9 protein-coding genes are annotated in these 16546 nt (G+C 37.8%); 6 read left to right on the top strand and 3 right to left on the bottom strand.

Annotation, left to right across the window (positions count from 1 at the left end; translation table 11 throughout):
• The first annotated feature begins 877 nt into the window (after nt 1–877).
• Nucleotides 878–1762: a transporter substrate-binding domain-containing protein gene (locus NPX99_RS00520; RefSeq protein ID WP_269029811.1), complete on the top strand. Its 885-nt coding sequence runs from the start codon at nt 878–880 to the stop codon at nt 1760–1762.
• A gap of 12 nt (nt 1763–1774) precedes the next feature.
• Here NPX99_RS00520 and NPX99_RS00515 read toward each other — a convergent pair whose 3' ends face one another.
• On the bottom strand, nt 1775–3307 hold the full coding sequence (locus NPX99_RS00515) for a YifB family Mg chelatase-like AAA ATPase (protein WP_269029810.1): 1533 nt from the start codon (nt 3305–3307) through the stop codon (nt 1775–1777).
• Between the two features lie 428 nt (nt 3308–3735).
• Between NPX99_RS00515 and NPX99_RS00510 the strand changes: the two genes are divergently transcribed.
• Complete coding sequence (locus tag NPX99_RS00510; RefSeq protein WP_269029809.1) at nt 3736–5691, top strand: autotransporter assembly complex protein TamA; 1956 nt, start codon at nt 3736–3738, stop codon at nt 5689–5691.
• The gene (locus NPX99_RS00505) at nt 5691–10334 is read left to right on the top strand and encodes a translocation/assembly module TamB domain-containing protein (protein WP_269029808.1); all 4644 of its coding nucleotides are present in this window, start codon (nt 5691–5693) and stop codon (nt 10332–10334) included. Before NPX99_RS00510 ends, NPX99_RS00505 begins: the two co-directional genes overlap by 1 nt.
• A 538-nt stretch (nt 10335–10872) precedes the next feature.
• Here the strand turns inward: NPX99_RS00505 and NPX99_RS00500 are convergent.
• On the bottom strand, nt 10873–12639 hold the full coding sequence (locus tag NPX99_RS00500) for an ABC transporter ATP-binding protein (protein WP_269029807.1): 1767 nt from the start codon (nt 12637–12639) through the stop codon (nt 10873–10875).
• Between the two features lie 218 nt (nt 12640–12857).
• Nucleotides 12858–13376 carry a translation initiation factor IF-3 gene (infC, locus tag NPX99_RS00495; RefSeq protein ID WP_269029806.1) on the bottom strand — a complete coding sequence of 173 codons (519 nt, stop codon included), beginning with the start codon at nt 13374–13376 and terminating at the stop codon, nt 12858–12860.
• A 193-nt stretch (nt 13377–13569) separates the two neighbouring features.
• Between infC and NPX99_RS00490 the strand changes: the two genes are divergently transcribed.
• The 3 genes from NPX99_RS00490 to dapE all read left to right on the top strand — a co-directional run bounded on the left by NPX99_RS00490 (nt 13570) and on the right by dapE (nt 16528).
• The gene (locus NPX99_RS00490) at nt 13570–14349 is read left to right on the top strand and encodes an alpha/beta hydrolase (protein ID WP_269029805.1); all 780 of its coding nucleotides are present in this window, start codon (nt 13570–13572) and stop codon (nt 14347–14349) included.
• 33 nt (nt 14350–14382) lie between these two features.
• Entirely contained in the window at nt 14383–15138 is a 756-nt protein-coding gene (locus NPX99_RS00485; protein WP_269029804.1) for a M48 family metallopeptidase, read from the top strand.
• Between the two features lie 217 nt (nt 15139–15355).
• On the top strand, nt 15356–16528 hold the full coding sequence (gene dapE, locus NPX99_RS00480; RefSeq protein ID WP_269029803.1) for a succinyl-diaminopimelate desuccinylase: 1173 nt from the start codon (nt 15356–15358) through the stop codon (nt 16526–16528).
• Nucleotides 16529–16546: the final 18 nt, after the last annotated feature.

Raw genomic sequence — 16546 nt, 5'->3', positions numbered from 1 at the left:
AATCCATTCCTCTATTCAATTTGCAATATTTACCAACTTTTTTGAAGTTTAACATTCTGTCCAGTTATCTATGGAATAACCATATCAGATATTTATCGTATATCAGATTGATATTCAACATCTGTTGGTTCACAAGGAAAAAATGATTAAACACATTGTATTATATATCAGAGGCTGAAAATAGGAAAAATTGATTTCAGGAAGTTTATTTGCTATAGGGTATTTATGTCTCTCATCGGAACCAATAATCACTTGGATTTTGTGATGACACCAAGCGTGAGACGATAGTGCTTTTTCGTAAGGGGGCATAAAGCACGATTTTTATGCGAACACGCCTTCTGCGATGTAGAAGTGCGTAATTTGATAGAACTATGTTATTTTTGTGTCGTTTTGACGTAATGTTTAAAAACGGGGGTGTTTTTTCACATCATTTTTGGGCATGCAAGGGATTTAGATAAAGCTATCTGGTAGATCAAAAATATGTACAGCTTGTTGTCTAATAATAGTCTAATAAAAAAACAGGATGCGCTTTCTTAAAAGAAAAATTTTGCGTTTATAAAAAACACCAGAAGTATTTTTAGTTTAACCAAGATACTTAGAAGAAAATAAAATCAAGAAGAGTTCAGTTGTTTATTGACATTTCAGGCTAAAAAATCTCTTTTTCACCAAGAGTTTCCCTTTGTGCATTTGCGTGAAGGATTTTTCGAGAAAACATCTTCCCATCTGTTTTGAAAATGAGAGAGAACCTGTTATTTTTGACAGTTTTTGGAGAATAACAGCACTTTTAATCCATAAAGGAACAGATATTTCAGTGAAGTGCATTAGATATTATACCTGAGAAGAATTGTATTATCACTTTGAAAATGGGGGAAAAGTTTTGCCAATAAAAAAGCTTATATATGGATTCAATGTTCTCATTGGAGTTTTATTCGTAACATGGGGATTTTTATTTTCCTCTTTCGTAGAAGCTGAAACAACAGCAGGGCTTCCCTCTTTTTTTGGTGCGCATGAACATTTTCTACAGCCTGATACGACAGATATCATTCGTTTGCGTTTTGTAACAACTTTTGATTTTCCTCCTTTTAACTTTCTTGACAAAACAGGGTATCTTGCAGGTTATCACATCGATTTATTGCGCGCTATTTGCTCAAAATTAAACCTTGAAAAAATCTGTGAGATAGAAGTTGTTCCTTGGGAAGAGCTCGTAGATCATGTTAAAAATGGTGATGCAGAAGTTATCATTGCAGGTTTAAAAGAAACAATCAAAACACGTAAAGATCTTTTTTTTACAAGGTCTTATTTACGTTTTCCGGCTCGATTTGTTGCATCTCAATTTATTGCGTCTCAACTTGTAGATTTCGCTGGACCAATCAGCGATAAACTAACATATTTAAACAGTGGATTATTGTTTAAGAGTGCTCACGAAAAGCTGTTCCATAGTTATTTTCCTAAAGCTAAATGGCAAGGATTTAAAGACAGAGCAGAGCTTTATCAAGCGCTTCAAGATCATAAAATTGATCTTATTTTTGATGATGGTTTTGCTTTATCATTATGGCTAAATGATGCAAAATCAGCTGCGTGCTGTTATTTTGTTGGAGGGCCGTATATAGCTCCTCAGTTGTTGGGGCAGGGAATGCAGCTTGCTGTTGCTAAAAAGAACGAAAAATTAATTGATGTACTGAACTATGCTCTAAAATCATTAGAAAATGATGGCAAGCTTACGGAACTTTATCTACGTTATTTTCCAATTGGTTTTTATTGATAAAAATTTTTTTCAAGAATGTGCTGTTAATCTTTCCGCACCCAACCGGTAAGAAATAGCTTCCGCGAGATGGTGACGTGATAGGTTGTCGGCTTCTTCGAGATCAGCAATGGTGCGTGCAACTTTGAGAATGCGATGATAGGCTCGTGCAGAAAGGCGCATTTTCTCACTCACATCTCTTAAGAGTTTAGTAGCGTTCTGGTCAGGAACGGCAATTTGTTCGATGATTTTAGCAGGACAATCACCGTTGGTACGAATATGGTCAAGACCCAATGCTTTAAAACGTTTTTCTTGAATAATACGACACTGTGCAACACGTTTTGCAACATTACAGCTTTTTTCTGATTGTTCTGGTTGCATAAGATCCATAGCTGTTAGTGCAGGGACATCAATCCGTAAATCAATTCGATCGAGTAAAGGACCAGAAATACGGGATTGATAGTCAATTTGACAACGTATTCCTTTTGCACAAACAGTGTCTTTTTCTCCTGCCATACCACATCGACAAGGGTTCATAGCGGCGATGAGTTGGAAGCGGGCAGGATAGCTGATATGGTGATTAGCACGGGCGATAACACATTCTCCACTCTCTAAGGGTTGGCGAAGAGAATCAAGGACCTGTGGAGAGAATTCCGGCAATTCATCGAGAAATAAAACGCCATTATGTGCCAATGAGACTTCTCCTGGTCGTCCTTTAAGACCACCACCGACCATTGCTGCCATGGAAGCAGAATGATGCGGAGCACGAAACGGACAATGGAGTGAAATGGTATTATGAACTGTTTCTCCTGTGATAGAAGCAATCAGAGAAACATCTAAAAGTTCACGACTATCAAGAGGGGGCAAAAGAGAAGGTAAGCGTTGCGCTAACATAGATTTTCCTGCGCCAGGAGGACCTACAAACAAAAGATTATGCCGTCCAGCGGCGCAAACTTCTAATGCGCGTTTGGCAGTTTTTTGTCCTTTAATTTCGCAAAGATCTGGAAGATCGGTTTGAATTGTATATTGGCGTGGTTGTGGACGTTTTTGAATTTGGGTTCCTTTAAAATGATTGACCATGGTAAGAAGAGTTTCAGGAGCGAGAATATTCATTTCTTCATGAGCCCATGCGGCTTCAGGCCCACATGGATGGGGACAGATCAATCCTTTATCGAGTGCTAAAGCTGTCATTGCAGCTGGTAAAACGCCATTAACAGCCGTGATAGAACCATCCAATGATAATTCGCCTAAGATAACGTAATCTTGTGCGACTTCGGGAGGAAGAATTCCCATAGTCAGCATTAAGCCTACAGCAATTGGCAAATCGTAATGTGATCCTTCTTTAGGTAAATCAGCAGGTGCAAGATTAATAGTAACACGTTTGTTTGGCAGAGAGAGCCCACAAGCGTGAAGGGATGCTTGTACCCTTTCACGGCTCTCAGCGATTGCTTTATCGGCTAATCCAACAATAGCCATTCCTATTTTACCAGGGGAAATCATGACCTGTACATCAACAGGCACTGCGTCTAGACCGCGAAAAGCAACAGTTGTAACACGCGCGATCATCAGTTTATTCCCCCTTCTAGCTTAGAAGAGACAAGCATATCTCTACATAAAAATCAAGCAGTCTCTATGGTTTTTGGAGTGAAGAGATCTATATATTTCTGCAAGCTTTTTTAGTGTAATGATGAAGAATAATTTGCACAAATTTAACCATGATTGCATGCAGTGAAATAAAACATTTATAATGAGCTAAATGAATATGGTAGGGAAAGGAAATAAGGCTGTTTATATTGCACAGCAATGTCGAAGTTCATGGAATATTAAGGGAGGGGATATTATGTATTGCAAGAAAAGAGCATTATTTGATGTAATCAAATATGTGAAATATAATCAAATATGTGAAATATAAACAGTAGATATATTTATCTTTCTTGTTCTACGTTATTTATAGTACTAAAGTGATATGAAGTCTATTGAAGGTATCTGATTTGATGGTATACCAAACGGGAGTTTTGTTAAAATCAGGAACCATGCGCAGTGTGTTGATAAGTTTATGCTTCATCTGTGCTTTTCCGCAGCCACTTGCAGCATTTGAGCTTTTTGGCATTCCTCTTTTTGGTCAAAAGAAAGCAAATTCCTCCTCCTATAGTGGTACAGAAAAATTTTATAAAGTTAACGTTATTTCCCCACCGAGTGCACCAAAAGAAGGTGTTAAAATTGTGAAGGCTGTATCTTCTCTTATTGCTGATCAAGGGAAAGCATCTAGTTCTTCTGGTTTATTAGCGAAAGCTCGTTCAGATTATCGGGCAATTCTTTCTGCTCTCTATGCTGATGGACGTTATGGTGGTGTTATTAGTATTAAGATTAATGGCTTAGAAGCTGCAGATTTGAGTCCGATGACACAACTCCCAGCACAATCGGACATTGTTATTACAATTGATTCCGGCCCACAATATATTTTTGGCGTTGCAAACATTGATAAAATTGCTCCATCCGTAAAATATAAAGTCAATAGAATGCCTACAATTGAAGAATTGGGGTATAAGGTTGGGACAGTTGCTAAATCCGAAAGTATTTTAAAAGCAGAAAGATGGGTGATTGAAGGATGGCGTCGACAAGGTTATGCTAAAGCTAAAATTGTTAAGAGTGAAGTCGTTGCTGATCATGCTGCGCACCTTATTGATGCGCGAATTTCCGTTAATCCTGGACGAGAAGCTTATTATGGTCCTTTAAGAGTGCGTAATGTGAGTAAGAAGCCGCGTATAGATTCAGCCTATATTGCATGGATGACAGGCTGGAAGGTAGGCCAAAAATATGATTCTGATGCGTTAGCTAAAGCGAATGAAAGACTGGCACGCCTTAATGTTTTTCGTGCTGTGAATATACGTGAGGCTGATACAATTAATCCTGATGGAAGTTTACCGCTTACGCTTGTTTTGGAAGAACGCAAACCCCGTCGTTTTGGAGCAGGTGGTAGTTATTCAACATTAGATGGTGCTGGTTTTGAAGCTTATTGGATGCATAACAATCTTTTTGGCCATGCGGAACACCTTAAAATTGAGACGAAAGTAAGTGGTATTGGGAGCAATAAAGAGGAATCTTATAATCTGAAAAATTTTGATTATCTTCTTGGTGGTACATTTATAAAACCTGGTATATTTACTCCTGATACAGATTTTAGGTCAGAACTGAAAATTCAGCAAGATGTCCTAGATAATTACATGACAAAAGCCATCAAAGGAAAGCTAGGTATAACGCATATCTTTAATGGTCATCTATCGGGTCAAGTTGCTGTAGAAGTTTCCAATGGTTATTCACGTGATATCTATTTTGGAAGCCGTAATTTTACAACAGTTGGGTTACCAAGTAGTGTCATTTACGACAGTCGGAATAATAAGTTCAACGCAACTAAAGGTTTATATGGTGAAGTGTTTTTTGAGCCTTTTTATGAAATGCGTTCTCATAATTTCGTAGCAAAAATGACTGTAGAAGGCCGTTCTTATTGGACGCTGGATGAGAAGGAGCGTTTTGTTTTTGCTGCGCGGGCAAAGCTTGGTACAATTCTTGGAAGCAATACAGCACAAGTTCCTTCGGATACGCTCTTTTTTGCTGGTGGTGGTGGATCTGTTCGCGGTTATGCCTATCGTAATATTGGTGTTAAAACAGACAATGATGCTGTTTTTGGTGGGCGGGCACTTGTGGAGGGTACGGCAGAATTACGTTTTTCTTTAAATGATAAGATAGGGCTTGTTAGTTTTCTTGATGGAGGTCTCGTAGGGGAGAAGGTGCATTTTGATTTTTCTCAAAACATTAAATGGGGAGCTGGTATTGGAGGTCGCTATATGACAGGTCTAGGGCCTTTGCGTGTTGATTTAGCCTTTCCTCTTAAGCGGGAAAAAGGTGATCCTCGTATTGGTTTTTATGTGGGTATAGGGCAAGCATTTTAATGAAAAAAAATGTACGTTTATTGGTTTTCTTATTTGGCTTTTTACTTTTTGTAACAAGCGTTTTTGTTTTTATGCAAAAAAGCAATTTGCTCTCTAGAAAAGCGATAGTGGATGATCGTTCATGGTTTATTTCTTTAATTGAACGTAGACTTTCAGCGCCTAATCGCCAAGTTCGGCTACATAATGTGCGCGGGGCACTATCTTCTCAAACATCAATCGATACTATTACTGTGAGTGATAAGAAAGGTGTGTGGCTTAAAATTACCAATGCTCAAATGAATTGGAATCGCTTATCATTGCTAAGAGGGCGCATGGATATTAACCAGCTTTCTTTGGAAAAGATTACAATTTTACGCAAACCACAAAGCAATTCTTCTTTCATATCTTCTCTTGAAGCGGGGCGGTTTTCTTTACCAAAATTTCCACTTGCTCTCTCTATTGATACACTTACGGCTAAACATGTGATGTTTGAACAGGACCTTTTAGGTTTTTCTGCTGATGTATCCTTAAAAGGGAACCTCACTTTGGCTAACGGTGTTTTTGATTCTGAGTTAGCGGCTCATCGTTTAGATGCATTAGGATCTTTTTCTGTTCTAACGAAGATATACGATAACGACCGTACAGCGAAAATTGATATTCTTGGAGATGAACCACAAAATGGTATTCTGGCAAATATCTTTAACATTGAAAAGCGTCCTGCATTAAAGTTTGCGCTTAAAGGTGACGGTACTTTTGATGATTTGGCTATCAAACTTTCTTTAGAAGTTGATCACCATCCTATTTTAGATGGTGATGTTGTTCTCGCAAGTGTTGCAGAAGGACACAGCCTTTCTACTAAACTCGTGGGCACACTTGGTTCTTTAATGCCTCCTCAATATCATAGCCTCTTTGCATCTGATGTCACGCTGAAAGCAGAGGCAAGAATGACAGAAAAAGGCGTTACACATCTTGATCATATGGTGATTGAAGGTAAAGCGATAAATGTTGTGGCCAATGCTGAAATAGCGGCCGATGGATTTTTACGTCGGCTTTTTGTTGATGGCAAAATGACTCTGGATAAGGAAAATGAGGCATCGCATTTACTAGCATCAGAAGCACCAGTGCGTGCGGATAATCTTGCTTTAAATATTGATTATGGCCGCGAAGGGCAACAATCATGGAATGGACGGCTTGTGCTCCATCATTTGCGCAATAAAAATATTCATATTCGCGATGCAATTTTTGTTATGGGAGGAGTAAGCGAAAATCTTGATGATGCAACTTCTCGTCATGTTGGTATTCAGGTTAAGGGAACTCTTCGAGGAGTTGAAGACAGTAAAGGTACGCTGATAGAGGGTCTAGACCAAACAGTTAATGTGCATCTAGATACAGATATTGTTTCTAAAAAACCAGTTTTTGTTCATGATTTTAGTATTACGAGTCAGGGTTTTTCTGCTTGGTTAAAAGGGAAAATAGATCGTTTTGTTTTTAAAGGTGATCTTGGTTTAAAAGCCCAAGCACTCGCTCCTTTTAATCTGTTGAGTGCACAATCATTTTCTGGTGGCGCAGATATTAAAGCCAAAGGAATTATTGGTTTAATAGATGGCATTTTTGATCTCGAACTATCAGGAATGACTGACAACATGGAAATAGGTGTGGAGCCTTTCAATCATTTATTCAAGGGAAATTTTACTCTTTCAGGTGGTGTTGCTCGCAACAGGACAGGGTTAATTTTTCGTCGTTTAGATTTGAAAAGTCAATACGCAAACATAAAAGCAGATGGTCATTTTTCAAGTGAGAGTGCTAAGATGGATTTATATGCTAGACTATCTGATCTTTCTAAATTGGATTCAAGGATGAAAGGTGCCCTCACAATTCGCAGTACTGCTAGAGGACGCAATAGTCTTATAAAATTTAACACACACGCCCAGATTGCTGAAGCATTTTTAATGGGGAAAAAACTCCAAAATACAACACTTACGATGCAAACACTGATGGATAATACATTGCCGGTACCTTTTTTAACGGGTTCTGTAAAGGGGGAAGGAACTTTTGCTAAGAAGCCGTTATCTTTATCTGCTTCTTTTAAGGATTCTCATCGGATTCGAAAACTTGAAAATATCAATATAAGAGGAGGAAACGCAAAAATAACAGGTGACCTTTCTCAAATAGGAGATTTTGTGAAGGGAGCATTACATATTGACGCTGATGATATTTCAGATCTTGCTGCGTTATTTTTGCAGGAAAGTAGCGGAAAAATAAAAGGGGACTTTGTTTTTGATAAACAAAATGGCAAACAGAAAGCCAATTTCAAAGCGCATGTTGACCATTTAAGCTTTGCAAAGAATAAAATTAAAAAGTTGGAAGTCAAAGCAGATATCTTTGACCCTTTTGGCATGGCACAGTTTGAGGGTTTTATCCATGCGGAGCATATCCAAACGCCTTTGATAATGGTTAATCGTTTAAGTGCTCAGGCCAATAGGAAGAATGAGCAAACAGTTTTTACTGTTCAAACCGTGTTGCCTAATAATACCAACGCAAAGCTTTCTGGACATTTGGTGATGGTAGGACTTCCAGTAGGTATAAAACGAGAAGTACAGATTGAAACGATAGATGTTAAACAACCAAATCTTAACGCGAAATTGTCTAAACCCGCTACAATTGTTTTTGATAAAGATGGCATGACAGTAAATGAATTGAAAATTGCCATTAATGGTGGGGCGGTTCTGCTTTCGGGAAATGTTCAAGATACCTTGAATCTGCATCTTACGATGAATGCTCTTCCTGTTTCTTTAGTTAATTTATGGAAATCCGATCTTGGAGCAGCAGGTACTCTAACAGGGCAAGTGATGATTCGAGGTCATTTCAAAAAACCTGATGTAACCTATGAGATAAAAGGTGAAGATCTAACAACCATTGCGCTTCGAGATAAAAAAATCATGCCTTTTGTGCTCTCTGCTACGGGTAAAACAGTAGACCAAAACCTGACTTTGAATGCAAATTTAATAGGAGAAGGAGTACAAGCACAAGCACAGGGGAGTATGTCTTTAGATAAAAACAAACTTGATCTCCATATTAACTTACGTGATTTTCCTGCGCGTTTGATGAATAGTTTTACTGAAGGACAAGCGCTTGAAGGAAAAATTGTAGGCAAGGTCGATGTTGGTGGAACAATGGAGGATCCATCTGCTTATTTTGAGCTTTCTAGTCAAAGCCTGACTGCTATGACGCATAAAGGATCTCTATCGATCAATATGAATGCCCATGGTTCTTATAAAAAATCGATTTTTCATATTGAGAATATAATAGCAACAGGAGATAAAGGATTAGATCTTTCTATAAACGGACCTGTGTCTTTAAGTGGTTCAGATGCCAAATTGAATGTTAAAGGAACAATGCCTCTTAGCCTTATTGATTTGTTGTTAGCTAAGCGTGGTGCACATGTAACGGGTACAGCAAGAATTGATACAGCTCTACAGGGGAGACTATCACAACCACAGCTGACAGGGCATTTTTCTATAGCCAATGGTAGCTTTTTTGATTCACAAACAAATGTAGGGTTGAACGATATAACGCTTGAAGGCAAATTAAATGGTGACCATATCCTTATAGAAAAAGCTTTTGCTTCTTCGTCTGGAGGGGGGTCTCTTTCCGCTTCGGGTCGTATTTCTAATGATTTGCAAGCAGATTTAGTATTTAATCTCAATCGTGCCAATTATAATGATGGTTCCATGATTTTTGCAACATTATCAGGCAAAATGACAATGAGGGGTTATTTTTTGAGCGACCTTGTTATTGGTGGTGATATTACAGTTGAAAAAGCAGAAATCGTTGTTTCTGATCATTTTCGAAATGCTAAATTTCTAGATGTTAAAAATAAGAATTTAACCAAATCGATTCAAAAAACACTTGAACGTGCTGATGTTAAGAGCTCTAGTCAAGACCATGATGTTTCTCAAAAATCTTCATCTACTGTGCTAAATATGCGTATTACTGCACGTAATCAATTTTTTGTACGAGGGCGAGGGTTAGACACTGAATTGGGAGGACGCATTAACTTGACTGGGCCATTACACGATGTGCATCCGGTTGGTGAATTTCAGATGATTCGCGGACGTTTTGATATTCTTTCACGGCGTCTCAGTTTTGATCAAGGACAAGCGAGCTTTAGTGGTAACCTTGATCCTACTGTTTATTTTGTGACCAACAATAATATTGGTGATATTCGTGTCACTGTTACTGTAAGTGGAACGATTGATAATCTGGATGTGCATTTTTCTTCGCAACCTAATTTGCCACAAGATGAGGTTCTGGCGCGTTTGATTTTTAACCGCTCTCTTAGTGAATTATCACCATTTCAGATTGCACAGCTTGCCGCAGCAGCAGCAGACCTTGTCGGTGCTTCTAATACATCCTTATTAAACGCGCTACGGGCTAAAATTGGTCTTGATGATCTTGATGTTATCGTTGATGAAAAGGGTAATACGGGTTTACGCGTTGGGCGCTATATACACAATAATGTTTATTTAGGCTTTGAAGCAGGATCGGATGGTATGACAAAAGGAACAATTAATTTGGATATTTCACGACATCTCAAAGCTAAAGGTGCCATAGGGAATGAAAAGAATTCTAGTGTTGGTATATTTTACGAAAAAGACTATTAAGGATTGAAGCACTAAAGTTCTCATTTTAGGTTCTGTTTATCATGCCCTTTAATGGGTGCATATTCTTCAAAAAAGCAGTATATCATTATATTGCTCGTTCGGTATATTTCTTTTAGTCTCTCTAATTGTTTCAATTCCATCTCACAGTGCTATCTATATATGCAGCACAATCTATAATAGACAGTACAAAGATGAGTATAGATAAAAGCGGTATAGATTACCACAGCTTCATATTTCTTGGTAAGTTCTTTAAAGTTTAAGGCTTTTCCTTTTCACATGCCACATTTATAGATACTACGCTCCTTATCTTGAAGATGAGGAAGCTTTCATTATCAGGATTCGATTTTTAAAATGAGGTAAACTTCTTTAAAAAACAGCAAGTAAAATTTATTCTCATGCAAATTATAGAAATTTTTCTCAAGAAGTTTTAAATTTTCTATCAATTTCTACTCTTAACGCAATCCTTCTCCATAGAAATATTTCTGTTTTTTGTAAAGAAATGTAATCCTCTATAAAATTTTACTTAGATACACAGGATTTAGGATATTTGCTTTTTGAATTGGATATTATGAAGTTTTTTATAAAAACTATTTTCTTTTTCCATTAGTTCTTTTTGGGTACCTTGTTCAATCAAGTTTCCATTTTTTATGACAACAATTTTGTGAGCGCGAGCAATCGTTGAAAGGCGATGAGCGATAATGATTGTTGTACGTCCCTTGGTAAGATGATGAAGGGCTTCATTAATTTGTGCTTCAGTGTGTGAATCTAAAGCGCTTGTTGCTTCATCAAAAATCAGGATTTCACTATCATGAAGCATTGCTCTGGCGATAGCGAGTCGTTGTTTTTGTCCCCCTGAAAGATTAAAGCCATTATCACCTATCTTTGTATCATAGCCATTTGGTAGATTCATAATAAAGTCATGCGCATTGGCTGTTTTCGCTGCTTTGATAATATCATCATCACTCGCTCCTTCTTTTCCAAGACCAATATTATATTTAATGGTTCCCTGAAAGAGAAAAGTATCCTGACCTACATAGGCTATTAAGTTTCGAAGAGAGCGGAAAGTAGTATATTTGATGTCTTGATCATTAATCAATATTCGTCCCTTTGTTGGATCATAAAGGCGCATAATCAGGTTAATAAGGGTTGATTTTCCTGATCCTGAAGGACCTACCAATGCGGTCATTTTTCTGGGTTCTATTTCCAGATTGATGTTTTTCAATACCATTTGATTATCCGCATATGAAAAAGAAACATCTTCAAAGCGGATAATTCCTTGTGTTTTATCTAGATCTTTGGCTTTTTCGTGTTCTATGAGCGTAATGGGATGGTCAAGTATTTCATACATGGTGCGGATATTAACCAAACCAGATTCAATTTTGACACGCACATTTGCTAGTCTTTTTGCGGGTTCATAAGCTAGAAGCAAAGCAACAATGAAGGACATGAATTCACCTTGAACACCAGCACGTTGGGTTGCAAGGTAGCCAGAAAAGCAGATAATACCTGCAATGGAAACTCCAGCAAGCGTTTCCATAATCGGATTTGTAATGGCTTGAAGTGTTGCAATAGTATTTGCTTGTTTTTCAACATCACGAATGGCTTTATTCATCCGTTTTTTCATGAGTTCTTCTAATGAAAAAGCTTTGATAACTCGAATACCAATGGAACTTTCTTGCACAATTTTGATAATTTCACCAAGTGAAAGGAGTTCTTTTTCCACAAGACTGCGAACACGTTTTAAAGCCATTCTTACCCCTAAAAAAGCCAGTGGTCCTACTATTAAAGTGATAGTGATTAACGTAAAATTTTGAATAAACATGACCAGCAATAAGCCGCTAACAGAGAGCAAATCACGCACAAAAGTTGTGATAATTGTATCAATAATATTACGCACTGCTGTAGCGTTATGGGTTACGCGAACAAGGAGATCAGAAGAAGTGTTGTTGTGATAAAAAGAAACACCTTGTTCCATAAGGCGTGCATAAATTTTGCGTTGTTGTTCAGCAACAATACTGTTACCTGCTTTGCTTAAAAAGTAAGTTTGGGTAAAAGTTGCAATCCCTTTGAGAATAAAAATAAAAGCAATAATGCTAGAAATTAAAACAATCATACCAAAATTCTGCGCCTCAACAATAGAGTTGACAACATCACGCATAATCCACGCACTCGCTGCAGTTGTGCAAGAAATAATGATCATTGCAAAAACAGCTGCACTGTACCAACGTGCATGTTTATGAAAATTTTCTTGCAAAAGACGAATGATAAGATGTTTATCAAAAGCGGAAATTTGTTTTTTGACCATAAAGTGCTTCTATATTCTATCGTTGTTTTATGCAAGATTGAAGCATTATTAAAAGACAGTTAGTCTTTTTGATAAAAAGAATAGTCACTTAAAAAAGGGATTAATATACACACACTACCTATTTAAAAGCACCACAGGAAGTGTCATGGTGCTTTTAAACCATATTCACACATTTAACTCTAGATGAGTTGCATTCCGTACATCATCTCAATGAGAAATCATTTAGCTGCTATGACCATCATCATTTGGCGGCCTTCGAGTTTTGGTTCAGATTCGATTTTGGCAATTTCACTTGTATCTTCTTTAACACGCTGAAGAAGTTTCAATCCAAGATCTTGGTGTGCCATTTCACGACCACGAAAACGCAAAGTAATCTTTACTTTATCGCCATTACCAATAAATCGATGAATAGCTTTAAGCTTGACACCATAATCATGGACATCAACATTTGGACGCATCTTAATCTCTTTGATTTCGATGACCTTTTGCTTTTTACGCGTTTCAGCAGCTTTTTTCTGAGTTTGGTATTTTAATTTTCCCAAATCAATAATTTTACATACTGGTGGCTCGGCATTTGGTACAATTTCAACCAAATCAAGCCCCGCATCTGCAGCCATAGCAAGCGCCTCTTGTATTGCAACGACTCCCTGATGCTGTCCCTCATCATTGATAAGCTGAACACGAGGAACTCGGATATCCTGATTTGAACGTGGCCCATCTTTCTGGGTAGTTGTCATTTTAAATGGTCTGCGAATGGTTTATGCTCCTTTAATTTTGATTCATCTACAGCATAGAATTAATATACAATTATATACAGAAAAACAACTAGAATTCGTGCTTTTTTCATTATTTGATGATGACTTTAAGGTTTAATTTTGAGAAGAGAAATTTTTCTTTTATGAGTAAACTGTTTTGTAGAGGACAAGAATAATGGATCAAAATATTTCGTGTCAATTTTTTTCATTTGAAGATACTGCTCTCGCAGTACGTTATCGTGAAGGCAGTCGTTCTCCAGGTTTAGTTTGGCTTCATGGCTATCTATCCGATATGTTAGGGGATAAGGCACTGTTGGTTGATAGTTTTGCTCAGAAGAATGATTTGTCTTGCTTACGTTTTGATTATTCTGGGCATGGAGAATCAGGCGGTGATTTTTTTCAAGGAACGATGTCACGCTGGATTCAGGAAAGTTTAGCGGTTTTTGAAGCTTATTGTAAGGGACCACAAATTTTGATTGGCACCTCTATGGGGGGATGGATTGCTTTAAAGCTTGCTATGATACTAGCACAAAAAAACAAGAAGCTTGCTGGCATGGTTTTGATTGCACCAGCTCCTGATTTTACACAAACATTGATAGAATCAGGGCAGGGTCGAAAGGGGTGGAAAATTTTAGAAGAAACAGAGAATATTGAACGATCTGCGATTAGTTATACTGAGCCGGTTCCCTTTACAAAAGTATTTATTGAAGATGGCAGAGACAACTGCGTTATGAAGGGATGCATAGATGTTGGATGTCCTATTCATATTCTACAAGGGATGGAAGATGTGGAGATACCCTATCAGCATACAATGACTTTACTGAATCATTTGCCTTTACATGATGTGACATTGACACTCGTACGTGATGCAGATCATCGTTTTTCGCGTCCGCAAGATTTGGATTATCTCGAAAGGGTATTGAAATCATTGATTGAACAAATTAATGCGGAGTAAGATTCATATTCATTGATAATAAAGACATAATGTATGATCATTTATGAACAGCATTTTATTTTTTCTGATCGTGTTGTCCCTCTAAAAGTCCGTACGCATAAACATGCGCGTCGTCTCACATTACGTGTTGATGCGAATGGGCAGGGGATTTGTGTCATAACACCGCCAGCGATAAGCCTTTGTTCGGTTCAAGCTTTTATTGAAAAACACCGCTCTTGGATTGAAGCGCGTCTTACGCGTGTGTGCGTTTCTCAAAAAAATTCTTATCTCAAAGAGGGGACTACGATTCCTTTATTAGGTGTTGCACATACTATAAGGCATAAAGAAGGACGTGGGGTGACGGAAATTATTGCAGGGGATGTGGGACAAGAACCTCAAATTATCGTTTATGGTCAATTAGAATATTTGCCAAGGCGTGTTGCGGATGTTTTAAAAAAACAGGCTGCGCTTGTTATAACACCCTTGGTTGCATGTTATGCAGAGAAAGTAGAGCGTAAAGTGAAATCAGTTTGCTATAAAGATACCAAGAGCCGTTGGGGATCTTGTTCGATAGACAGACGCCTTTCTTTTTCTTGGCGTCTTATTATGGCGCCAAAAGAAATTGTTGAATATGTCGTTGCACATGAGGTGGCCCATCTTATTGAAATGAATCATGGACCAAAATTTTGGGCTCTTTGTGAAAAACTTTGCCCAGGGAGTAAAACTCGTCGCGCTTGGTTGAAAGAAAATGGTCATATGTTGCAAGCGATCAATTTTCATTCCTATGAGTTGGATAAGTTGGAAATATGAAAAAAAACTTGAAAAAGATAATATTCAATGGAACTTCTTATTTCACTTTCCATTATGTATTGTGTTTCATCACATGATGAGCAACGCATTGAAGCCTCAGCAAGATTGTCTTCCCCTACTTGGCTTGTTGAGTGTCTTCAATGTTTTTGCTTTATCTTTTTTGTAATTCAGCTTAATAATCTTTCATCATTCTTGAGTTCAGATTGGAAAAGCATTTATGCCTGTTCTTACAAATCCACTTCAGCTCTTACAGGCGCTTATTCGTTGCCCTTCTGTTACACCGCATGAAGCAGGTGCTTTATCAACTTTGGAGCAATTTTTAAAGAAGATGGGGTTTTGTGTTGAACGCCCTGTTTTTACGGATAAAAATACAGAAGATGTTGAAAATTTTTATGCAAAGATGGGGGAGGGTGGACCGCATCTTATGTTTGCGGGTCATACTGATGTTGTGCCACCAGGTGCGTTGGAAGATTGGACGTACCCTCCTTTTGAAGCTGTCGTAAATCAAAGAAAATTATACGGACGAGGCGCTGTTGATATGAAGGGCGGGATTGCTTGTTTTATTGCAGCGTTGGCGCGAGTCCTTGAGAAACAATACATTAAAGGAACAGTAAGCTTTCTAATTACTGGTGATGAAGAAGGCCCTGCACTTAACGGTACAGTTAAACTTCTCAAATGGGCAGAACAAAAAGGAGAAAAATGGACTGCGGCTCTTGTAGGAGAACCAACAAGCGTGAAGGTTGTTGGGGATATGATAAAGATTGGTCGTCGAGGATCAATTTCTGGTATCATTACAGTTAAAGGGCGCCAAGGTCATGTCGCTTTTCCTGAGCGAGCAGCCAATCCATTACCTTTAGTAAGTAAACTTATTCAAGCGTTGACACAAACGGCTTTAGATCAAGGAACAGAAAATTTTCAACCAAGTCATTTGGAATTGACATCCATTGATACGGGTAATTGTGCAGTGAATGTTATTCCAGCGCAAACAATAGTGCGTTTTAATATACGCTATAATGATCTTTGGATAAAAGAAACGCTTATGACAGAAATTGAAAAGCGTCTTGCTTTAGTACAATCAAAAAATAATAGTAATCAATATCCTTATTATCAGCTTGAATGGATTCCAAGTTTGGGAGATGTTTTTTTAACCAAAAATGACAAACTCATTGCAACTTTATCAAATGCTATTGAAAGCATAACAGGGAATATACCAGAATGTTCTACTTCTGGGGGAACTTCGGATGCGCGATTTATTAAGGATTATTGTCCAGTGGTTGAATTTGGTTTACCAGGGCAAACGATGCATATGACGGATGAGTGTGTAACTCTTGATGCATTGGAAACCCTCACTTCTATTTACGAACGTTTCATTGTTGATTTTTTTGCATAGAGAAAAGCTTATTTTTAA

The sequence above is a fragment of the Bartonella sp. 220B genome (assembly GCF_026930205.1).
Classification (GTDB): domain Bacteria; phylum Pseudomonadota; class Alphaproteobacteria; order Rhizobiales; family Rhizobiaceae; genus Bartonella.
The sequence above is the reverse complement of the archived record's forward strand: the minus strand, read 5'-3'. Positions and strand labels throughout refer to the sequence as shown.

Bases quoted from the DNA above. Each gene is read 5' to 3' on its own strand.
- NPX99_RS00515 (WP_269029810.1), bottom strand. From the start codon at position 3,307: ATGATCGCGCGTGTTACAACTGTTGCTTTTCGCGGTCTAGACGCAGTG.
- NPX99_RS00510 (WP_269029809.1), top strand. From the start codon at position 3,736: ATGGTATACCAAACGGGAGTTTTGTTAAAATCAGGAACCATGCGCAGT.
- NPX99_RS00505 (WP_269029808.1), top strand. From the start codon at position 5,691: ATGAAAAAAAATGTACGTTTATTGGTTTTCTTATTTGGCTTTTTACTT.
- NPX99_RS00500 (WP_269029807.1), bottom strand. From the start codon at position 12,639: ATGGTCAAAAAACAAATTTCCGCTTTTGATAAACATCTTATCATTCGT.
- infC (WP_269029806.1), bottom strand. From the start codon at position 13,376: ATGACAACTACCCAGAAAGATGGGCCACGTTCAAATCAGGATATCCGA.
- NPX99_RS00490 (WP_269029805.1), top strand. From the start codon at position 13,570: ATGGATCAAAATATTTCGTGTCAATTTTTTTCATTTGAAGATACTGCT.
- NPX99_RS00485 (WP_269029804.1), top strand. From the start codon at position 14,383: ATGATCATTTATGAACAGCATTTTATTTTTTCTGATCGTGTTGTCCCT.
- dapE (WP_269029803.1), top strand. From the start codon at position 15,356: ATGCCTGTTCTTACAAATCCACTTCAGCTCTTACAGGCGCTTATTCGT.